The sequence below is a fragment of the Streptomyces rishiriensis genome (assembly GCF_003112535.1).
Taxonomy (GTDB): domain Bacteria; phylum Actinomycetota; class Actinomycetes; order Streptomycetales; family Streptomycetaceae; genus Streptomyces; species Streptomyces rishiriensis.
Genome location: NZ_BEWA01000041.1, coordinates 1 through 21,938 on the forward strand (window position 1 = coordinate 1; position 21,938 = coordinate 21,938).

The following is a 21,938-nucleotide window of genomic DNA, read 5'->3' on the forward strand; positions in this document are numbered from 1 at the left end:
TTCGGTGAGGACGGGGGGTTGCTGGAGCGGACGGAGTGGGCGCAGCCCGCGTTGTTCGCGGTCGAGGTGGCGTTGTTCCGTCTGGTGGAGTCGTTCGGGGTGCGTCCCGATTTCCTGATGGGGCATTCGGTCGGTGAGATCGCTGCCGCGCATGTGGCGGGTGTGTTCTCGTTGGAGGATGCGTGTGCTCTGGTGGTGGCGCGGGGTCGGTTGATGCAGGGGTTGCCGTCGGGCGGTGTGATGGTGGCGGTGGAGGCGGCCGAGGGTGAGGTGCTGCCGTTGGTGGAGGGCCGTCAGGCTGAGGTGTCGGTGGCTGCGGTGAACGGCCCGCGCGCGGTGGTGGTCGCGGGTGTCGAGGCGGCGGTGAGCGAGGTCGTCGGTCAGCTGAAGGCGCTTGGGCGGCGGGTGTCTCGTCTGCGGGTCTCGCACGCGTTCCATTCGCCGTTGATGGAGCCGATGCTGGAGGCCTTCCGCGAGGTCGCGGAGGGCATCTCCTACGGTTCCGCGCAGGTTCCGTTGGTGTCGAACGTGTCGGGGCGGCTCGCGGTGGAGGGCGAGTTGGCGTCGGCGGATTACTGGGTGCGGCATGTGCGGGAGGCGGTGCGTTTCGCCGACGGGATCGGTGTGCTGGCGTCCGAGGGCGTGACCCGGTTCCTGGAGATCGGCCCCGACGCCACCCTCACCGCACTCGCGCAGAACAGCCTCTCCGACGACAGCGGCTACACCGGCGACAGCGGCGACGCGGTGTTCGTGTCGATGCTCCGCAAGGACGGTTCCGAGCACCTGGCCGTCCTGCGGGCGATGGCGAAGCTCCACGTCGACGGCGCGGACATCGACTGGACACCCGTGTTGGGGGACGGCAGGGGCGAGGAAGCCGTCGACCTGCCCACCTACGCCTTCCGGCGGACCGACTTCTGGCCCACGGTCACCGCACGAGCGGTGGCGTCGGCGAATCCCTCGGTCTCCGACGGCGACGCGTCCTTCTGGTCGATGGTGGACGAGGGGCCCCACGATCTGGCGGCGACCCTCGGGGTGCCCGAGGAGGCGCTGGAGGCCGTGCTCCCCGCGCTGACGGAACTGCGTCGCGAGCAGGTGACGCGCGCCGAAGTCGACGGTTGGCGGTACAGCGTCGGATGGGAACCGGTGGCGCTGCCCGCCTCGAGGCCTCTGGACGGGCGTTGGCTGCTGCTCCAGGGACCCGACGCCGTTCCCCTCGCGGGGCTCGATCGGTTCATCCCCGGTCTGGAGCGGCTCACCTGCGACGCGCCGGACCGGAAATCGCTCACCGCGCTTCTGGAGTCGGCCATCGACGGGACCGCGCCGACCGGTGTGCTCTCGTGCCTCTCCCTTCCGGGGCTCGGCGACGACCGTGTCGTCTCCGATCCGGACGCTGACGTGGTGCACACCATGACTGTCGTTCAGGCCCTCGGTGACGCAGGCGTCGCGGCGCCCCTGTGGGTCGTCACCCGGGCAGGGTTCGGCCCCGGCCGTGCCCCCGACGATCCGGCCCAGGCCGCGATATGGGGGTTCGGCCGTGTGGCCGCGCTGGAACACCCGGACCGCTGGGGCGGCCTCGTCGATCTGACGGCGACGCCGAACGACGGGGACCTCGCCTCTCTCGCCTCGGTGCTGGCGCATCGCAGCGAAGATCAGGTGGTGGTGAGCGAGGGGCGGGTCTTCGGCCGCCGGCTGCGTCCGGCGCCGCGGACCGGAACGGATCCGGTCTCTGCGCAGAACGACGACCGTCCGGCTCCGCGGCGACTGCTCGTCACCGGGGGGACCGGTGTGCTCGGGGTGCGCGTCGCCGAGTGGTTCGTCGCACGCGGGACGGAGGAACTCGTACTGACCAGCCGGAGCGGTCCGGACGCTCCCGGCCTGGCGGACACCGTCCTTGGGCTGCGGGCGGCCGGGGCGCGGCGCGTCGACGTCGTCGCGTGCGATGTCGCCGACCGCGCCCAGGTCGCCGCCCTTCTCGAAGCCCACCGTGTCGACGGCATCGCTCATGTGGCAGGTGTCCTGGACGTGGAGGCGATCGACGACATCGACGCCGCTCATGTTCGGCGGGTGGTGGGTGCGAAGGCGTGGGGTGCGGTGTATTTGGACGAGTTGACGCGTGGCTGGGATCTGGGCGCGTTCGTGGTGTTCTCGTCGATCGCGGGTGTGTGGGGGAGTGGGGGGCAGGCGGTGTATGCGGCGGCGAACGCGTGGGCTGATGCGGTGGTGGAGTCGCGTCGTGGTCGTGGTCTGGTGGGTGTGTCGGTGGGGTGGGGTCCGTGGGCGGGTGGGGGGATGGTGTCGGGTGAGGGTGCGGTGGAGTTGGGCCGTCGTGGGTTGCGGGTGATGGATCCGGGGCGTGCTCTGGTGGGGTTGGGGTCGGCGCTGGAGGGCAGTGGGGGCTCGGTGGTGGTGGCTGATGTGGAGTGGGACCGGTTCGTTCCGGCGTTCACCAGCCGCCGTCCCAGCCCCCTGCTCACCACCCTCCCCCAGGCCGCCGAGATCCTGACGGCGCCGTCCGACCCCTCCTCTGCCGGCGCCACGCCGACGGCCTTGGCCGAGCGCGTCGCCGCCCTGCCGCCCCAAGGGCGCGCCGATGTTCTCCTTGAGCACGTACGGCGGGCCGCGGGCAAGGCCCTCGGTCACCACGACACGACAGTGATGGCCGCGGATCGCGCGTTCCGCGACATGGGGTTCGACTCGCTGACCGCCGTCGAGCTGCGTAACGCCCTGATCAAGGACACCGGCCTGGCGCTGCCCGCGACCCTGGTGTTCGACCATCCCACCCCGGCCGCTCTCGCACAGCACCTCGACGCCGAACTGTCCGGGGAGGGCGGGACGATGGCGACCATGCTGGCGGATCTGGAGGCGGGCATCGCCCGCATCATGAAGGCGGATCCCGATCAGGACGCCCGCTCGTTGCTCGGCGCCCGGCTCCGGACCCTGTTGGGCGAGATCGAACTCCTCGGAGCCGGCCCTGACGTTCACGGGCCGTCGCTCGGTGACCGGTTGGACGAGGCCAGCGACGAGGAACTGTTCGACCTCATCAGCCGCGAGCTGGAGCAGTAGCCGCCGGTGTCGGTCGCCGGAGGCGGGCCCGTCCCGTCCTCCGGCAACAGCCCCACCGCATGGACGTGTTGACGCCGGACACGGGTCGGCGGCCGTACCGATCGAACGGTACGGCCGCCGGGGAGCAGGCGATGCCCGCCAGGCCCCGCACGCGGTTCGCGGCTGGTGCAGCAGGCGGTGGGGACGCGAGGCCGGGGTCGGAACCTCGGTGGTGGCACGTCTACTTGATGAATTCCGGCAGGACCCGCGGGGGCCACTGGCCGACGGTCAGCATGCCCATGGAGTGGGCGCGCGCCACGAGCGCGGCCCTGTTCGGCGCCTTGAGCTTCCGCAGCATGAGGCCGACGTGATATTCGACGCCCTGCCGGCTGAGGTAGAGCCGGGCGGCGAGTTGCACGGTGGAGGAGCCGCTGGCGACACCCTCGAGGACCTGTGCGTCGAGCTTGCTGAGAAGCCGTTCGCGGGGGTTGAGAACACCTTCCTCAGGACCTGAGGAAGGCGCCTCCTTGTCCGGTCTCACCTGTACGACGATGCCGGCCATGAGTCCCGTGGTGTTCTGTACGGCGATGCCCGTCAGCTCTCCGGAGAAGGCCCGGCCCTCGTCCCCCAGACCGACCACGCGCTCGGCGAAGCGGTTGCAGCGCCCTTGTGAAAGCCGGTTGAAGTGCCGGTCGAGCACGGAGGGGGAGCTGGGGTGCAGCAGTTCATACAGACTTCGTCCGCAGATGTCGGCGGAGGTACTGCCGAACTGGCGGGAGAAATCCGGCTCCGCCGCCACGATGTGCATGCCGGTGTCGATGTGCGCCGTGTAGAGGCGACGGCTGGTCTCCGTGCGGGAGCGGTGATCGGGTTGGGCCCTGTGTGCGGTCGAAGAAGTGTGTGGGGTCGCCGCCCAGTCTCGGTCGTGCCAGGGGCCTGCTGTTCGCGTGGTCACTGCGACACACCGTCTTTCTGCACTCTGTGGGGGATCTACTGCCCGGAGGCAGATTTTGATCGGATGCGATGCTGCTCGTGCAGGTCGAGGATCAGCGTTGATCCTTCCTGCATGCCTCTGATCAGCTGTGGTCGAGCCTAGGAATATGACAGGGATCGGGTCAAGCAAACCTTTGCGTGGCTCTAAAACACTGTGGTTCGGTGGTTCGGTGGTGCGGTCACCGGAAGTCGGCCGCTGCCGACTGCCGAACAGCAACTCGCTTTGCGTCGACAGGGGTTGACTGCCTGCTCGTGTCGACCGCGGTGCCGGGCCCGTGGCGTGCCGAGCGCCGCCGCCGATTGCTCGTGGGACGAGTCGAAACGGTGTGCAAACTTTGCTGTGGGGCGCGCCCGTTCGGTGCCCGAGTCAGGGTGACCGCTCGGCGTCCGCTCTCTTGAGTGCATTGGCCAGCTCCGGGCGCCCGGATATACCGAGTTTCCGATAGGAGTTCGTCAGGTGTTTCTCCACCATGCGTGACGACGTGCCCAATTGACTCGCGATCTCCGCATTGCTAAGGCCTGCCGACGCGAGACGCGCGACTCTGAGTTCGGAGGGGGTCAGCCGACTCCCGTGTTTTACGGATTTTCTGGTTCCCTCGGTCAGCTTGGTGTGAATCTTCTTCGCCAGCGCGGGGACGTCATGCTCGTGGGCCAGATCGTGCGCCCGCCCGAGGACGGTCGATCTTCGGTTCCGCTGTGTGTCGGGATGAGTTGCCAGGGCGTATAAGCCTCGTAAGAGCTCGAATCCGTTGTTGCCCTTCTCCAGGATCGTGACGGCCTCCTCGAGCAGCTCGGGGCCCCTTCGTCCGGATGTGACCCGGCCGAGGACGACCAGGGAACGCCCCAGAGGCGTGGGCGCCCCCCAGGCGCGGGACCTGTTCACCTCCGACTGTGCGGCGTTCACGGCTTCTTCGTGTTCGCCCAGGCGGTGGTGCATGAGGGCGGCGCACGACGACCACGGCAGGACGGCCGGGTTCCGCCAGCCGATCTGCTCGATGTGCCGGCCCGCGGTCCGGTAGTGGCTCAGTGCGATGCGGGGTTCGTCACGGCGTGCCGCGAGCGTGCCTCGTGCCATGTGCAGGAGTGCTGTCAGATGCTGGTTCTCGGCGTGCAGCCGGTGCTGGGTGAGCAACTGCTCCGCCAGCGCCGGCTCGTCGGTGTGCATCGCGACGATGGAGAGGATGGCGGCGCAGGCGGTGGGCAGCCCGCCGGTCTCGGGACCGGCGAGCGCGTCGGCCTGGATGATCTTGTCCCGGGCGTAGGCCCGGTGCCCGTCGGCGAGGGCCACCAGCGCCTGTTCGCAGCGGATGACGGCCTGCTCCACATCACCGCCGCGGCGGTGGGCGAGGCGGTTCGCCTCACGCAGCCAGTTGGCCGCACCCGCCGTCTGCTCCGCACCGGCGAGGATGTTCACGGCCAACGGGGCGGTGGTGTGCACGTGCTCGGGCGTGGGCGGCTCCTGCTCCAGCACCCGGGTGCACGACCGGGCCAGTTGCTCCGCGGGAACGGCGTTGGCGACGAAGGCGATGTGCATCAGCGACGTGACCAGTTCCCTTTCGCCCTTGGTGGCGAGCCGGGGAGAGGGGCCGAGGTCATGTAAGCGTCGCAGCGCCCGTCGGATGTGCGCGGGATCCTGCGCCGACAGGATGTGCTCGCGTGCCTCCAGTCGCAGCATCAGCTCGCGCTCCACCCAGTCCTCGGTGACCGACTGACGCAGTTCGTCGGCGATTTCGGCTCTGAGGACGTTGATGCGCAAGGAGGGCGGATCCATCTGCAGGGGACCCAGCCGCAGCAGCGCGTCGGCCCGCTCCTGTACGGATTCGAGGAGTGGCACGGCCTCCACGACGTGCCGCAGCGCCGCGGCCGTCGCGAAGCTGCGCTCGGCGGTGGCGAGGTCGACGAGCAGTCTCGCCCTGTGCTGTCCGGAGAGCGAGGAGTCGAGGAGGGCGCGTCGCAGATAGCGTGCCGAGTCCCGGGGCGAACCGCGGCGCAGCGCGCTGTCCGCGGCGGTGCGCAGGATCTGCACCGCTTCCGGGCCGCGCAGGGATATCACCGCCATCAGCTGCTCGGCGGCGAGTTCGGCCGGATGCCCGGTACGGTGCAGCAGTTCGGCCGTCACTCCGCGCATGGCGGTGCGCTCCTGGGCGGGCATGTTCTCTTCCACCAGGTCCCGCAGGATCGTCCCCGGGGCGAGCCGGCACGCGCGCTGGTCCACCAGGCCGGCGAGGCGCAGCATGTCGACTGCCTGCGCCCCTCCCCCCTCGTCGAGTTCGGCGAGGCGGGCCACGAAGTGCTCGTCCGCGGCGGCGCCGAGCAGGGTGAGCGCGTAGGCGGACCGCCGCACGTGGTCCGGCTGCGACCGCAGGTAGGCGTCCAGACGCCGGCGCAGGCGCTCGGGCCGCAGGGTCGCGGCGACGGCGGCGTCCGCCGCTGTCGGACGCAGCCTCAGATACTGGGCCTCGTCCAGCACCGCCTGCAGCAGCAGGGGGTTCCCGCCGGAGCGCACCGCCACGGTTTCCACGAACACCGCGTCCGGCGCGTCGCCGAGAGTCTTCTCCACGAGCAGGCGCACGCTGTTGAGGCCGAGTGCCGACAGTTCCAGGGTCTGGTCCGATGTCCCGTCCCGGGGCCGGAGCTGGTCCCCGACGCCGTCAGGCTCCGCCGTGCCCTCATCGGGGGCGAGCAGATCGCGCACGTGCGGCCGTCTGACGCGTACGTCGCCGGGAAGAACGGAGAACACGAAGAGGACCCGTCGTCGCGCGCGTTGTCCCACCGAAAGGGAGAGGGCCTGCAAGGACCCGGTGTCCGCCCACTGCAGGTCGTCCACCATGAGCACCGCGGGCCGGACTTCGGAAATGGAGCTCAGCAGCGTCGCCAGCCAGCACGGAGCCTGCTGCGGGCTGAGCTCGGACCACCGGGTGGGCGCCGAGAGCGCGCCGTCCCGAGGGGGTGCGCCCGATGCGCTCTCGCGCCGGAAGGCGTTCGCCTGCCGGAGCCAGGGGGCCATGTCGTCGGGAACGGTGTTCCCGCGCAACGAGTCCGCCAACTGCCCCACCACGCCGAGCCGGAACCGCTCCTCGGCGGCGGACGCCTGGGCTCTGAGCAGCACGAAGCCGTGGTCTCGGCTGATGGAGGCAAAGGACTCCAGGAACGTCGACCGGCCCACCCCCAGCGGGCCCCGTACGACGAGCAGCGAACCCTGTCCGCCCTCCGTGCGGCGCAGGGCTGCGGTGGCCTGTGCAAGGGCGGACTCGCGTTCTAACAACACCGTGCTGGTACTCCCTCGTGCGCGCGATCCGCCCTGGCCGGCGGAACTGCGCGGTCGCTGTGCCGTCCGGGACCGGCGGATCGGCTGGTGACCCCCGGGCGGACGTGTCTCGGTCGGCGCGCGGGACGCGCTGTGGCGGGCCCTGGAGTGCTATCGGTGGCCCGGACCGGGAGAATCCGTCGGCTCAGGACGGCGATGCGCGGCAAAGGCGGCGGTGCCAGTCGGAGAGGCGGTGAGCGGAGAATCCATGGAGTCACCCATACAGAAGATGTGCCGAAAGTTCACTAATAACCCTTGCGACTTTGAGCTTCAGCAGATCACAGCGAAGGGTACGCCAGCAAGGGGGCGCGGAAAGCAAACGGAATCGTGGCGCCGGTGGAAGGTTGTATAAATCCCGGCCGATCAGGGGCGGGTGGCATCGCGAGCCGGCCGTTCACGGCGTCACGGCACGGTGTGCCAGGTGAGACGTGCGCGGGGCCGGTGCGGGATCGCGTCCGCGAACACCGGAAGGGGCGCTGCATCGGCGCGCGTGCAATTGCAGGAAATGCCTGCGCCACACGCTCCCCTCGTCCTGCGAGGGGAGCGTCGGAAAGCGGGCTTTCAGCACCCCATTGCGAGGTGGTCTCCTGAATGAACGTCAAATTACCCGGTTGCGTCATGCGGAACAAAATCCGATGGCGATCGGCAGGGCTTCGGGTCTCGCTCGGAGCGCTACAGTGAGCGGGCCGTCACTGCCCGTGCCCGGCGTCATGGAAGTCCTGCGACTCCAGCGAGTCCCGCAGCTCCCGCCGCCCCGTCAGGCCCAGCTTGCGATAGACCGAGGTCAGGTGGACTTCCACCGTCCGCCGCGTGACGAACAGCGTCTCGGCGATGTACGCGTTCGACCTCCCGTCGGCCGCGAGGCGAGCAACCTGCGATTCGCTCTGTGTGAGCGCGCCCGGTCCTCGGGACACGGGACGACGCGGCCGTGCGCCGGTGGCGAGCAACGCCCGGTACGCCACGGTGTGGAGGGGCACGGAACCGACGCCGTACGCCTCTTCCCAGCCCTGCCGCAGTACCTCGCGGGCGGCCTTCTTGTATCCGAGCCGCTGCAGCGCCTGGCCCCGGGCGACCCGGACCCGGGCGAGCCACAGGGCGGCCCGGGTGCCCATGAGCACCTGCTCGGCCTCCTCCAGGAGGGCCGGCCGCTGGTCGTCGCCGGTCGTCGCCGCCGCCCACAGTTCGAGTCCCGAACCCAGCGCGCACGGCAGGCCCGCGGACCGGGCGTCGGCGACGGCCCGCTCCGCCAGCGCGACGGCCGAAGCGCGGTCGCCCAGGGCGAGATGGGTGCGTCCGGCCCAGTACCACCAGGGCGAGACAGCGGGACTGGTGCGCTGCCAGCCCGCCTGCCGGCGGGCGCATTCCTCGAAGTGGGCCAGGGCCCGCGTGGGGTCCTCCTTGGCCAGGTACAGCCGGCCGCGGGCGCTCACCACCTCGTTCCACTGCCAGGAGTCGTCCTGGACGGGGTCGGGTATCTCCGCGTCCAACAGATCGGCCTGAGCCAGATCGCCCTGGTCGAGCAGCGCGTGAAGCCGTGCGGCGAGCGGCAGCGCCTCGTACGGGGTGGCCCGTGCGACGGTCACGCCCGCGAGGGCGGCGGCGCTGGCGCGTAATGCCTGCTCGAGGGCTCCGAGGCGCTGGTGCGCCTCCGCGCTGAGGGCGAGCAGGCTCCGATAGGTCGGGTCGAGCAGGGCGTCGGCCCCTATGAGCAGCTTCTGGTAGGCCGCTTCGGCCTCGTGCGGAAGGTCCGCGTACAGGAGTCCCGACGCGGCGACGCCGAGGTAGATCGGGGCGTCGGTGGTCGTCGTTCCGCGGCCGATGACGGTGCGGGCGGCCGCGACGGCTTCGGCGACGCGGTCCATGCGGGACGCCGAGATGACGGCCCGGGAGGCGAGCAGAGCCCGTTGCCCTGGGGTGTCGCCGGGCAGGGAGAGGTCGAACGGGACGGTCTGGAGCAGTTCGGCGTAGGCGGCCCGGTTGGCGGTGGCCGCGATGAGCAGTTGCGCCTCCATCAGTTGCGGATCGGCCAAACCCGAAGCGGGCAGGGCCGCTTCGGAGCGACACCGGGCCAGGAGGTCCGCCGCGCGTGCCACCTGGCCTTGGCGGGTGAGCGCCTCGGCGAGCGCGCCGAGGGCCCTGAGCCGCAGTTTCGGCTCGGTCGCCCCGTTCAGCGCGGACGTCAGGTGACGGACGCTGGCCTCGGCGTCGACGCCCATTTCCGCCACGCCGAGTTCGAAGAGGAGGCTCGGGTCGCCCGCTTCCGCGGCGTCCTCGGGCACGCACGCGCGCAGCAGCTCCACCGCTCGGACCGGTGAGGCGTGCAGGACGGCCTCACGCGCGGCGTCGCGCAGGACGGCGGCGGCCCAGGGCTGACGCGCCGTGGACGGGGCGTGGCACAGGTGCTCGGCCACCTCCGAGGGGCTCGCCCCGTCGTCGTGCAGCAACCGCGCCGCGCGACCGTGCACGGCGTCGCGCTCGTCGTCGGTCATGTCGGCCAGGACGACGTTGCGCACCAGGGCGTGGGAGTAGGACCAGCTTCCGTCGCCGTTCGACGTGACGAGCCCGTTGGAGACGAGGGCGAGCAGGGAGCGGGCGAAGACGGAACAGTCCAGCAGGGCGAGGCGGGCGCCGTTCTCCGGCGTGGCCCTGTCCCCGAGCACGGCGAGGGCCCGGGCGGCCTGGACGGTGGCCGCGGGGTGCCGGTGCAGCAGGCCCGCCGCGCGCAGGCGGAGCGCGTGGATGTGCTGTCCGGGCGCGGAGGCGACATGGTCGGCGGTGAGCGGCAGCCGCTCCTCGCGCAGCGCCGTCAGGAGCCGGGTCGCCAGCAGGGGGTTGCCGTTGGTGGCCGCGAGACACGACTCCTGGAAGGCCGCGTCGGTCTTCGAGCCGAGCAGCCGCAGCGTCAGCAGGCCGATTCCCTCACTCGTCAGGGGGCGTGGCCGCACCAGCCGGCACAGCGGGAGGGCCGCCACGTCGTTGAGGGCCGGCTCGTCGGCGCCACTGCGCCGGGCGAGTGCCAGCAGCACCGGCAGACCCGCCAGGCGGCGCGCGGTGTGCGCGAGGAAGCGCAGCGACGCGGTGTCGGCCTCGTCCGCGTCGTCCACGACGATCACCAGTGGGCCGTCCCCCGCAGCGGACCGGACCACCTCGTGCAGTTCGGCGAGCACGCCGAAGGACGGGCTCGCGCCGTCGACGTCGTAGAAGGGAAGCCCCCGCCACCGCGCGTCCGTGCCGGAGGCGCCGGGTGGATTCGTCCACGCGGTCAGGGGCGTCCGGGCCACGTCCGCGTCGAGGCCGGCCAGCAGGGCGTGGGCAGTGCTCAGGGGCAGCCGCTCACCCTCCTGCCCGGCTGTGGTGTGGACCACGCGCAGATCCTCGGCCCGGGCCTGGGCGACCAGGGCGCGAAGCAGGGTCGTCTTGCCGATGCCGTCCGGGCCTTCGAGCATGACCAGAGCAGGGTCGCCGGCCGCGGTGCGCCGCGTGAGCTCGACGAGGAGGGCGAGCTCGCGCTCGCGCTCCACCGGCTCCGGGCCCTGCCCCCTCAGCTGCCGTGTGTGGGGAACGCTCCCGTGCGCAACGGTCATCCACCCCGTACCTCTCTCCCGGAGCGCCGGTGGCGACCGGGACCCGTGCCCACGCCCCGAAGGACCGGTCGTGACGACCGGCACTGCGACGTGGTACCCCTCCCGATGAGCCATCTTCGCTCACACCGGGCTGGTGGCAAGCCTGGATCACCCTTTTCCCATAGCTGCGCCTTCATCCCGTTTCTCCCGTCCGATCCCTTTTGGGGCTTCGGCCGGGCTGGGCGCCATGACGGCGCGCGGCGTGCCGACGTCATGATCCGACGGACGTCCCGCTGCGGCTGTGCAGCCGCTCCCGCCACGGCGCGGTGTCCGCCACGGCGGCTACGGCCTCGGGCAGGCACAGGTACACGTCCCGTCCGCCGTCCTCCTCGGGCGTGGGCGCGATGTGCACCGTCGGTACCGGCAGGTCGGGAAACTCGTACCAGAAGGGGCGTCCGGCGCCGAGATCGATCCGGTACAGCGGGAACTGCGACCAGTTGTTGACCGACAGGGACGTCGTCGACACGTCGGGGGCGCGCACCGACATCACGTGCCGCGACACGCCCTTGCGCCGGTAGGAGCCGAGGAAGGCTATCTCGTCGCGGATCTTGTCCTCGGTGTTGCTCTCCAGACAGCGCCGCACGTCCGTCGCCACGGCTCCCAGCGGCGACTCGCGCAACCGGGCGGCGTCGAGCGAGGTCCAGCTGTTGCTGACGCAGTTGCCCCAGTACGAGGCCGGCAGGGCGTCGCCCAGCCGGCTCTGTGCGCCGACGATCAGCCCGAGCCACTCCACGGCGTCCGCCGGACGGCCCCGCAGTTCGCTCAGCACCTGCCACAGGTGCGCGGTGAGCGCGTCGTTCGTCGACACCCACGCGTCCGGTCCCGGCAGGGTCCGCTGGGCCTCGGCCTTGAGCGCGGCCAGTTCCGCCGCACCGAACCGGGTCGTGACGGTCGCGAGCTTGTTGACGCCCACACGCAGCGTGGTCGTCAGATGCCGGACCCGGCCCACGCCCATGAACGCCCGCGCCTCCAGGGTGGCGGGGTCCGTGGACGGCCGGCCGAGCCCGTCCAGCGCCTCGCGGGCGTGACTGGGTTCCTCCCACGGCATCCCGAGGTGCTCGCGCGACCAGCTCTCCAGGAAGGCGAGGGTGCTGCCGCCGTCCGCGAGGCTGTGGTTGACGAGCACGCCGAGCACGGAGCCGCCGCCCTCCATCCGGGTCAGCCGTATCTTCAGCAGCGGCGCGTCCCGGCCCACCACGCCGAAGGCGCTCACCTCGCGCAGCAGCTTCCCGATGACCGGCTCGGCGCGCAGACCGTGGCCGTACTCGCGCATCGGGTCGGGGCAGTACGCCTCGGTGAACCGGACGCCCGCGTCGTTGCAGAGCACGCTCAGTCCGCCGTCCGCGTCCCGCTCCAGACGGCCCGCCAGCAGGGGGTAGCGGCGCAGGGTGCGCGCCAGCGAGTCGCGCAGCGCCGCGCCGTCGAGGGTGTCGCGGTAGAAGAACGTCAGCGGCGTGTACCACGGACCGGTCAGCAGGTCGTAGCCGGTCAGCCGGATCCGTGGGCCGTCGGCTGCACCGACCCGCACGGTGTGCACCCGCTCCACACGGCTGTCGACGGTGGTACGGAACGCGGGCAGGCCCTTCCTCGCCGCGCGGTGCGCGGAGTTCTTCCGTGCCACGGCCATCAGCTCCAGGACACGAGCAGTCGGTCGACGCCGTAGTGCACGGCCCGGTCGCGCAGCGGGACCTCCTCGGCCGGCGCCGCGAGCCGCAGCGTGGGGAAGCGCTCGAACAGAGCGCGCAGCCCGATGCGCAGGCTGGCCCGTGCCAGGTGCTGACCCAGGCACTGGTGGGCGCCGAAGCCCAGCGCGAGGTGTTTGCGGGGGATGCGGGTGACGTCGAGCCGGTCGGGGTCGGTGAAGACCTCGGGATCGCGGTTGGCGGCGGGCAGCGACAGGACCACCGTCTGACCCGCCTTGATCACGGTGTCGCCGATCTCCACGTCCTCCAGCGCGCACCGGCTGGAACCCATCTGGGAGATCGTCAGATACCGCAGCAGCTCGTCCACCGCGCCGGCCTCGTACAGCTCCGGCCGTTCCCGCAGCAGGGCCAGCTGGTCCGGGTTCTCCAGCAGGGCGAAGACACTGAGGGACAGCATGTTGGGCGTGGTGTCGAGCGAGCCGCCCAGGGTGAGCACGGCGAGGTTGACCAGTTCGTCCTCGGTCAGCTCGCCGGTCGCCGCCAGCCGGCCGAAGAAGTCCTCGCCCTGCTCCGCCGTCCGCTCCCGCACCATCGGCCGGATGAGCCCGTCCATCGACTCCACGTGGTGGATGAACTCCTCCAGCGTGTACGTGAGGGTCATCAGCGCCGAGAAGTGCTCCTGGATGCCGTCCATCAGTTCCGGCGAGACGTCCATCAACGAGCACACCGAGCGCAGACTGACCTTCTCCGCGAAGCCGGTGACCAGGTCGACGGGGGAGCCTTCGGCGGCCATCTCGGCCAGCGCCCCGTCCACGATGCGCGTCAGCTGCGGCTCGTACTGCTGAATGCGCCGCAGGGTGAAGTGACCCGCCAGCAGCCGCCGGTATTTGGTGTGGTCGGGAGCGTCCATCTTCGCGAACGAGCCGGGCGGAGAGGGCTGCGGCGCGTACTCGGTCATCGGGAACGGCGGCGCGACCACATGCGCCAGCAACTCGTTGCGGTGGCTGAAGCGGTCGTCGGCGAGGATCTGCCGGACCAGGTCGTGCCGGGTCACCAGCCAGCCCGAGGTGTCCTTCGGCGCCACCTCGAAGGTGACCGGGCTGACCGGCTGCTCGGCGCGCAGCCGCGCGTACTCGGCGGGCGGGTCGAACGGGCACCTGCCCCGTTCCGAGGGGATCACGGGCGGGTCGGGCCTGGTCTTCATGGGGTCGCTCCGTCGTGAGAGAGGCCGGGACTGGGGACTTGGGGGAGGGACGTGGGCCGCCGCTTACGCGTGGAGCACACGCAGGGGCAGGTGCCGGGCGCCGAAGACGTTGGTCCCGTGCCAGCTGAGCCGCACCGCGGGATCGACGCCGATGCGGGCGTATCTGTCCAGCAGGGCGTCGAGGGCGATCCGGCCCTCGAGCCGGGCCAGCGGCGCCCCGATGCAGTAGTGGATGCCGTGTCCGAACGCGGCCTGCCGGGCGTTGGAACGGTCCGGGCGGAAGGCGTCCGCGTCCTCGAAGACCCGTTCGTCGCGGTTGGCGGACAGCAGCCACAGATGGACGAGGGTGTCGGGTCCGAGATCCGTCCCGGCGACGGTGGTCGCGGTCGTGGTGACCCGCTCGATCCGGGTGAACGGCGGGCGCAGCCGCAGCGTCTCCTCGATCACCGCCGGTATCAGCGAACGGTCCGCACGCACCCGTTCCAGCAGCTCCGGATCGCGGTCCAGGCACAGCAGCGCGTTGCCGACGAGGACCGACGTGGTGATGTGCCCGGCGAGCAGCAGCAGCGTCGCGAAACTCGCGATGTCCTCGTCCTCCAGCCGCTCGCCGTCGAGTTCGGCCCCGGCCAGGGTGCTCAGCAGATCGCCGGTCGGCTCCTTGCGCCGGGCCTCGATGAAGCCCTGGAGATAGGCGGAGATGGTGACCGCCGTCTCCTCCATCAGGCGCACGCTCTCGGGATCGTCCGGATCGGTGGACAGCAGCTGGTCCGCCCAGCCCTGGAACCTGTCGCGGTCCTCGGTCGGGACGCCCAGCATGCGCGCGATGACCGTCACCGGCAGCGGGTTGGCCAGGACGTCCACGAGATCGAAGGCGTCCCCGGGAGCGGCGTCCAGCAGTTGCCCGGTCAGTTCGGCGATCCACGGTTCGAGACCGGTGATCAGGCCCGGGGTGAACGCCCGGCTGACCAGACGGCGCATCTTGCCGTGCAGCGGCGGGTCCAGGAGCAGCAGCGTGCCCCGCGGGGCCTGCTTCTCACCGCCCGACAGCCGGCCCACCGTGTCCGAGGAGAACGTCGCCGTGTCGGCGAGGATCCGCTGCACGTCCGCGTGGCGGAACACGTGCACATTGCCGCTGCCGTCCCGCCAGACCGGCTGCTCCTCGCGCATCCGCGCCGCCCAGGCCAGCAACGTGACGCCGCCGTCGGGTTCGACGGTCGGCGCGCGTTCGAGCCGGAACCCGCCCCCGGGTGTCGAATCGAGCACGTCCGAGGTGCCTTGCTGCGCCACCCGGATTCCCCTTTCGCAGATGTCGTACGACGGTCGCGCGGGCCTCGTACGCTCGTCGGCGCCGCTGTCCGATCGCCCGGCCACTCCAGCACGGCGGTGCGGTGCCGGGCCAGAGCGGGCCGCGCAGTCTAGGGATTCACCGCGTACCGGCCGTCACCGACACCTGTCTCCCGGCTCCCGCATCCTCCGCCGGGGCCGAATCTCTGGAGGAAATCCCAGACAGCGGTCCGCGCCCGGTCGATCCCCCGCACCACACCGCAAGATGGGCTCGCCCAGGCAACCCATCGGATCGGCGAGCGCGCAGGAGGCCCGCATGGACATCGCGATCGATCACGACAAGTGCATCGGCGCCGGCCAGTGCGCTTTCGTCGCCCCCGAGGTCTTCGACCAGGGCGACGACGGACTGGCCCTGCTGCTGGTCGACCGGCCCGCGGCCGCACACGTCTCCGCCGTGCGGGAGGCCGCCGAGTCCTGCCCGATGAGCGCCATCTCCGTGGCGGACGACCCGGAGCGGACGGCCTGAGCGCCGCCCGGGGTCACCCGCACGGAACCGATGAGGAGAGGAACCCATGCGCGTCCTGTTCGCCGGCCTGCCGGAGAAGTCGCACGTCTTCACGATGGTGCCGCTGGCCTGGGCCCTGACGGCCGCTGGGCACGAGGTGCTGATGGCCAACGCGCCGTCGCTGAACGAGACGGTCACCAGCACCGGACTGGTGGCCGCACCGGTCGGCACGAACCACCACCTCCACCACGACATGGCCATGGCCCGCGGGTCGCAGGACGCGGACGTGGCGAACTGGAGCCGCCTCGGATACGGCGACGTCGACCACGCGAGCCTGGTCGAGCGGTACGCCGTCAGCGTCCCGTACGGGTTCGCCCGCTACAACGATCCGATCCTGGACGACCTCGTCGCCCTCGCACGGGACTGGCGGCCCGATCTCGTCGTGCACGACCCGATCGCCTACGCGGGCGGTATCGCCGCCCGAGCCTGCGGCGCCGCACACGCGCGCCTGCTGTGGTCCGCTGACGTCTACGGCCAGGCCCGCGCCACCTTCGTCGAGCTGGCCCAGGACGTGCCCGAGGACCGGCGCGCCGACCCGCTGGCCGACTGGATCGACGAACGCGGACGCGCCTACGGGGTGCGGTGCGACGAAGAGCTGCTCAACGGGCAGTTCACCCTCGACACCCTGCCGCCGAGCCTGCGCCCGCCGAGCGAACTGCACCAGGTCTCGATGCGGTACGTGCCCCACAACGGCCCCGCGGTGCAGTGGGAATGGCTGCGTGAGCAGCCCAAACGGCCCCGTGTCTGCGTCACGCTTGGCCGCACCAACACCGAGGCCTACGGCGGAGACTACGTCGACGTCGAGAACCTGCTGCGCGCCCTGTCGCGGCTGGACGCCGAGATCGTCGCGGCCCTCATGCCCGAACAGGCCGAGCAACTGGGCGACCTGCCCGCCAACGTCCTGGCCGTCAGCGAAGTGGCGCTCAGCACGCTGCTGCCGACGTGTTCCGCCGTGGTCCACCACGGCGGCTGGGGCTCGTTCTCCACCGCTCTCGTCAACGGGGTGCCGCAGCTGGCGATGTCCACCCTCGTCGCCGACCAGGAACTGCGCGGACGGTCCCTGGAGGACGCCGGCGCCGGATTCTTCCTGCACCACACCGACGCCGACCCCGACCGGGTCACGGACCTCACCCGACGACTCCTGGAGGACCCCTCCCACGCCGCCGCCGCCGGCCGGCTGCGCGACGAGTCCGCCGCCATGCCCACTCCGCACGCCATCGTCCCGGAACTCGAACGTCTCGCCGCGGCCCGCTGAAAGGTCCGCGCGACCCGTACGCACACCCATGAGGAAGGAGGACGGCGCCCGCTCGGCACTCCCGGTGACGCGCCGCACCCAGATGAGTCAGACACGCATCCTGGTGACCGGCGGTGCCGGCTTCATCGGTTCCCACTACGTCCGGACCCTGCTCGGCCCCCTCGGCCCCGACGACGTCACCGTCACCGTCCTCGACGCCTTCACCTACGCGGCCAACCTGGCCAACCTCGATCCCGTCGCGGACTCCGACCGCTACCGGCTCGTCGTCGGCGACGTCTGCGACGCAGACCTGGCGGACCGGCTGATGGCCGAGCACGACCAGGTGGTGCACTTCGCCGCCGAGTCCCACGTCGACCGCTCCCTGGCCAGCGCCACCGAGTTCGTGCGCTCCAACGTCCTGGGCACCCAGACCCTGCTGGACGCCGCCCTGCGGCACGGCGTCGGCCGGTTCGTGCACATCTCCACCGACGAGGTCTACGGCTCCATCGCCGCGGGCTCCTGCTCCGAGGAGCAGCCGCTGCGCCCCAACTCGCCGTACGCCGCCTCCAAGGCGTCCAGTGACCTGATCGCCCTCGCCTACCACCGTTCCCACGGCCTGGACGTGCGGGTGACCCGGTGCTCGAACAACTACGGACACCACCAGTTCCCCGAGAAGATCATCCCCCTGTTCGTCACCCGCCTGCTCGCGGGAAAGACGGTCCCGCTCTACGGCGACGGCCTGAACGTGCGCGACTGGCTGCACGTCGACGACCACATCCGTGCCGTCGAGCTGGTCCGCACCCGGGGCCGTGCCGGTGAGGTCTACAACATCGGCGGCGGCACCGAACTCGACAACCGCGGTCTGACCGGACTCCTCCTCGAAGCCTGCGGCGCGGACTGGGACAGCGTGGAGTACGTCACCGACCGCAAGGGTCATGACCGCCGCTACTCCGTGGACTGGCGCAAGGCCCATGTCGAGCTCGGCTACAAGCCGCAGACGGACTTCGCCGAGGGCCTCGCGGAAACCGTCGCCTGGTACCGGGACAACCCCGGGGTATGGGGCCGGGCCGTCCGCCCCGACCCGGCGACGGAGGCCCCGGCGTGCTGACCTGGCGCACTCTCGGTCCGCTGCGGGTCTCGGCCGACGGCCGGGACGTCACACCGACGGCGCCGAAGGTCCGCCAGGTGCTGGCCCTGCTGCTCGCCCGGCACGACACGGTCGTCCCGCTGACCGCGCTGACGTCCGAGCTGTGGGCGGGACGCCCGCCGCGCAGCGCCACCGCCACCGTGCAGACCTACGCCTACCAGTTGCGCAAGGCGCTGCACGGCGGCCAGGACCCCGGGCCGGTCCAGAGCGGCCCGCTCGTCACCCACGCCCACGGATACCTGCTGCGGGTCCGGCCCGGCGCATGCGACGCGGAGGCGTTCGCACAGCTCACCGGCCGGGCCCGGACGGCACTCGCCGACGGCGACCCGGCCGGCGCCGTCGCGCTGCTCGACCAGGCCCTGCGGCTGTGGGACGGGCCGCCGTTCGCGGACGTCGCACCAGGACCGGCGCTGCACGGGCACGCCCTGCGTCTGCAGGAACTACACCTCCAGGCCGAGGAGTTGCGCATCACCGCCGGTCTGCACCTGGGCCGACACCGCGACCTCGTGGGCGAGTTGAAGGAACTCGCCTGCGCGCACCCGCTGCACGAGTGGTTCCAGGGCTCACTCATCATCGCCCTGGAACGGTGCGGCAGGCGGAGCGAGGCGCTCGACGTCTACCGGCGGCTGAGCGCGCAACTGCGGGACGAACTGGGACTGGATCCCTCACCGGGCCTGCAGCGTCTGCGCCAGCACGTGCTGACCGACCGGGTCAGCACGGCCGATCTGGACCTGCTGCCCAGCTGACCCCGGCGCCCGCTCGGTTCCTCACGTGTCGGCGGCCCCGTCCTGCTGCTCCGCCACGGCACGCCACAGGTCCTGCACCATGTCGCGGGGCGTGCGTTGCGGCTGCCATCCGAGGACGGTGCGCGCGGTCGACACCTCCACGGCCATCCAGTCGGTGTCCGTCAGCGCTCGCGACTGGGTGAGGGGACGCTCCACGAGCCGGGCCGGGCGGCCGCTGATGGAGATCAGCAGGTCCACCATGTCCCGGACGGGCTGCGAGGCGCCGCTCGCGACGTTCACCACACGCCCGGCGGCGCCGGGGGAGCGCAGCGCCGCGACGACGGCCCGGGACACGTCCTGCGCGTCGACGAAGTCACGGCTGCTGCGCAGCGGCGACACCCGCACCTCGGCCGTACGTCCCCCGGCTGTGCCCTCGAGCAGTTGCGTGGCCACCTGCCCGAGCAGACTCCCCCGCGGAGTGCCGGCGCCGATGACGTTCGACAGCCGCAGCACCACCGCGTCCGCCGCGCCGGTCCCGACGGCCCGCAGCACCGCACGCGTGCCGTGCAGCTTCGACCGCCCGTAGCCGGTGGCCGGCACCTCCGGGGAGGACTCCGTGAGCCACACCCCTCGGGGCTGCGGGCTGTACTCGTGCACCGATCCCAGCTGCACCAGCCGCGGCCGGGGGCCGGCGGCGGCCAGCGCCGCGAGGAGCCGCTCCACGAGCACCTGGTTGCTGTGGCGCATCCGGTCGGCGGTGGGCGACCACACTTCTCCGGCGGCGTTCACCACGGCCTCGGGGCGTGCCTCGTCGATCAGCTCGACCAGCGCCCGGGACTCGGCCTGGGCCAGATCCATGGGATGGAATCGCCAGGACGCCGGAGTCTTGCGGGGGTGACGGGCGACGGCGAGCACCTCGTAGCCGGCCCGCTCCAGGGCGGCTCCCACATGACGGCCGACGAATCCGGTCGCCCCGAGGAGCAGCACGCGGCCCGACCTCCCGTCCGCACCGCTGGGCCGCCCCAGCGCACCGACCTCCGGCATGGCCGTCTCTCCTCCCGGGCCCGCGCGCTGCACGCCCGGTCACCGTCGCTGCCCCGCTCGGTCGCGGGTCTGACGACACCACTCAAGCAGCCGTTGATCGAGGATCACTCCAGGCTGCGTCGACCTGAGCCGTTCGTGACCGGTCCTCGACCGGCCCTCGATCCCGACGTCCTACGGTGTAGCCACCATGAAGGTTCGAGAGATGGCTGTGCCGGACGCCTACCACATCACACCGCATCAGTTCCGTGACGAACGCGGCAGTTTCTACGAGTCGTTCCGGCGCGACCGGCTGGCCGGCGAGATAGGCCGTCCGGTGCCCGTGGCTCAGGTGAACTACTCCGTGTCGCGCCGCAGCACCCTGCGCGGACTGCACGGCACGCTGCTGTCGCCGGGGCAGGCCAAGGTGGTGTGCGTGGTGCGCGGCACCGTCCTCGACATCGTCGTGGATCTGCGGGTCGGCTCCCCCACGTGGGGGGTGTACGAGACGAACTGGCTGTCCGCCGAGTCGGGCGAGACGCTGTTCGTCGCCGAGGGGCTGATGCACGGGTTCCTCGCCCTCACCGACGACACCTGTGTGTCGTATCTGTGCTCCACCGAGTTCGTGCCCGGAACGCAAGTGGACGTCGACCCGTTCGACCCCGAGCTCGCCCTGCCCTGGAGCCTGTCGGAGACTCCCTTGATGTCGGTGAAGGACTCGGCGGCGATCTCCGTGGCCGAGGCCCGCGACACCGGACTCCTGGCCCGTTACGAGGACTGCCTGGCGTACTACGAGGCGCTCCGGGCGGATGCCCGCTGAACCACCTCCTCGGCCCTTCCCGGGGCCGTCAGACACCTTTCGGAGAGCCGATGACGCCCGGCGCCCCCACGCCCGCCCGCCACTACGCCCTGCTGCTGTTCGCCGACTTCGGCCACATCGCCCCCACGCTGGGAGTGGCCCGTGAACTCCTCGCCCGCGGCCACCGTGTCACCTATGTCGTCGACGAGCGGTTCCGACCGGTCGTGGAGGACTGCGGCGCCCGCGCCGTCACCTACGTCTCCGCGCGCGGCGACTTCTACCGCGCCGCCGACCCCAGCCCGGACCGGCTCGCCCGCGACGGCTACGACCTGCTCGTCGACACCGTGCGCACCGTCTTCCCCGCCGCGATGGAGGCCCTGGCAGCCGATCCGCCGGACGTGGTGCTCTACGACTTCGAGACGGTCGCCGCCGGCCGTGTGGCCGCGCGCGTCCTGGGGGCCGTGCCGGTCCAGGTCTGCCCCAGTCACGCAGCCAACGAGACCTTCTCCCTGCGCGCCCAGATGTGGGACCCCGGGCATCCGCTGATGGCCGAGGGGGCCAGGGTGCTGATCGACTTCATGGGCGAACACGGCATCGGGCTGGACGAGATGGGCCGGTACGGCACCGAGTGGGACACCCGCAACCTGGTCTTCCTGCCGCGCGCCTTCCAGATCGAGGGGGACGGCTTCGACGACCGGTTCGCCTTCGTGGGGCCCGTCTTCGCCGAACCCGAACCCGGCCTCTGGTCGCCGCCGGACGACGGGCGCCGCGTCGCTCTGGTGTCGCTGGGCACGGAGTCGGGGGACCGGGGCGACTTCTTCCGCCTGTGCGCCGAGGCGTTCGCGCCTGCCGAGTGGCATGTCGTCATGACGCTCGGCCGCGACAGCGACCCCGGGCTCCTCGGGTCGCTGCCGGCGCATGTCGAGGCGCACCCCTGGCTGCCGCACCCCGCCGTGCTGCCGCACGCCGACGTGTTCGTGTGCCACGCGGGCATGGGCAGCCTCATGGAGTCCCTGTCCTACGGCACGCCCGTGGTGGCCCTTCCCCGCGCCCATGAACTGGCGCTGAGCGCGGAGCGGCTGGAAGAACTCGGGGTCGGGCGGGCCCTGTTCCGGACCGGTCTGACCGCGGGGCGTCTCGCCGGCACGGTGGAGGAGCTGCTCGCCGACCCCGGCGGACCCGCGGCCCTCGCCTCGATGCGGGAGGCCGTCCGCACGGCGGGCGGCGCCGCCCGTGCCGCCGACCTGCTGCAGACGTGGGCGGCGCCGGTTCCCGCGACGCCCGCGCTCGGCTGAGCGCCCTTCGGCACGCGAAACGGGGTGGGTCCCGGCGGCTTCCGGCGCCGGGACCCA

At 71.6% G+C, this 21,938-nt stretch carries 14 protein-coding genes; 7 read left to right on the forward strand and 7 right to left on the reverse strand.

What is annotated here, in order from left to right:
* Nucleotides 1-3,063: type I polyketide synthase (locus Sri02f_RS40150; RefSeq protein WP_159106879.1), on the forward strand; the 3,063-nt coding region annotated here is incomplete at its 5' end.
* A 220-nt stretch (nucleotides 3,064-3,283) separates the two neighbouring features.
* On the opposite strand, the gene Sri02f_RS40155 is transcribed toward Sri02f_RS40150, so the two are convergent.
* From Sri02f_RS40155 to Sri02f_RS40180, 6 genes are all read right to left on the reverse strand, one after another.
* Nucleotides 3,284-3,850 (reverse strand): LuxR C-terminal-related transcriptional regulator, encoded by a 567-nt coding sequence (locus Sri02f_RS40155; RefSeq protein WP_057583500.1) that lies wholly within the window; start codon nucleotides 3,848-3,850, stop codon nucleotides 3,284-3,286.
* Nucleotides 3,851-4,402: 552 nt separating this feature from the next.
* Nucleotides 4,403-7,303: a helix-turn-helix transcriptional regulator gene (locus Sri02f_RS40160; RefSeq protein WP_109006225.1), complete on the reverse strand. Its 2,901-nt coding sequence runs from the start codon at nucleotides 7,301-7,303 to the stop codon at nucleotides 4,403-4,405.
* 728 nt (nucleotides 7,304-8,031) lie between these two features.
* Nucleotides 8,032-10,926 carry an AAA family ATPase gene (locus Sri02f_RS40165; RefSeq protein WP_159106880.1) on the reverse strand — a complete coding sequence of 965 codons (2,895 nt, stop codon included), beginning with the start codon at nucleotides 10,924-10,926 and terminating at the stop codon, nucleotides 8,032-8,034.
* A 250-nt stretch (nucleotides 10,927-11,176) separates the two neighbouring features.
* Nucleotides 11,177-12,592, reverse strand: coding sequence for an acyltransferase (locus tag Sri02f_RS40170; protein ID WP_109006227.1), 1,416 nt, complete (start codon nucleotides 12,590-12,592; stop codon nucleotides 11,177-11,179).
* Nucleotides 12,592-13,812 (reverse strand): cytochrome P450, encoded by a 1,221-nt coding sequence (locus Sri02f_RS40175; RefSeq protein WP_109006228.1) that lies wholly within the window; start codon nucleotides 13,810-13,812, stop codon nucleotides 12,592-12,594. Before Sri02f_RS40175 ends, Sri02f_RS40170 begins: the two co-directional genes overlap by 1 nt.
* Before the next feature lie 63 nt (nucleotides 13,813-13,875).
* Entirely contained in the window at nucleotides 13,876-15,099 is a 1,224-nt protein-coding gene (locus Sri02f_RS40180; RefSeq protein ID WP_245971018.1) for a cytochrome P450, read from the reverse strand.
* Nucleotides 15,100-15,412: 313 nt separating this feature from the next.
* Between Sri02f_RS40180 and Sri02f_RS40185 the strand changes: the two genes are divergently transcribed.
* From Sri02f_RS40185 to Sri02f_RS40200, 4 genes are all read left to right on the forward strand, one after another.
* Entirely contained in the window at nucleotides 15,413-15,622 is a 210-nt protein-coding gene (locus tag Sri02f_RS40185; protein WP_109006229.1) for a ferredoxin, read from the forward strand.
* Nucleotides 15,623-15,668: 46 nt separating this feature from the next.
* On the forward strand, nucleotides 15,669-16,916 hold the full coding sequence (locus Sri02f_RS40190) for an activator-dependent family glycosyltransferase (RefSeq protein WP_109006230.1): 1,248 nt from the start codon (nucleotides 15,669-15,671) through the stop codon (nucleotides 16,914-16,916).
* Nucleotides 16,917-16,998: 82 nt separating this feature from the next.
* Entirely contained in the window at nucleotides 16,999-18,003 is a 1,005-nt protein-coding gene (gene rfbB / locus Sri02f_RS40195) for a dTDP-glucose 4,6-dehydratase (protein ID WP_109006240.1), read from the forward strand.
* Nucleotides 17,997-18,788 carry an AfsR/SARP family transcriptional regulator gene (locus Sri02f_RS40200; protein ID WP_159106881.1) on the forward strand — a complete coding sequence of 264 codons (792 nt, stop codon included), beginning with the start codon at nucleotides 17,997-17,999 and terminating at the stop codon, nucleotides 18,786-18,788. The genes rfbB and Sri02f_RS40200 overlap by 7 nt, the downstream gene beginning before the upstream one ends.
* A 21-nt stretch (nucleotides 18,789-18,809) precedes the next feature.
* Here Sri02f_RS40200 and Sri02f_RS40205 read toward each other — a convergent pair whose 3' ends face one another.
* Entirely contained in the window at nucleotides 18,810-19,811 is a 1,002-nt protein-coding gene (locus Sri02f_RS40205) for an NAD-dependent epimerase/dehydratase family protein (protein ID WP_109006232.1), read from the reverse strand.
* 202 nt (nucleotides 19,812-20,013) lie between these two features.
* Here Sri02f_RS40205 and Sri02f_RS40210 point away from each other — a divergent pair, with 202 nt between their 5' ends.
* Together Sri02f_RS40210 and Sri02f_RS40215 are read left to right on the forward strand one after the other, a co-directional pair.
* Nucleotides 20,014-20,607 (forward strand): dTDP-4-dehydrorhamnose 3,5-epimerase family protein, encoded by a 594-nt coding sequence (locus Sri02f_RS40210; protein ID WP_109006233.1) that lies wholly within the window; start codon nucleotides 20,014-20,016, stop codon nucleotides 20,605-20,607.
* Nucleotides 20,608-20,657: 50 nt separating this feature from the next.
* Nucleotides 20,658-21,881: a macrolide family glycosyltransferase gene (locus Sri02f_RS40215; RefSeq protein WP_109006234.1), complete on the forward strand. Its 1,224-nt coding sequence runs from the start codon at nucleotides 20,658-20,660 to the stop codon at nucleotides 21,879-21,881.
* Nucleotides 21,882-21,938 lie beyond the last annotated feature (57 nt).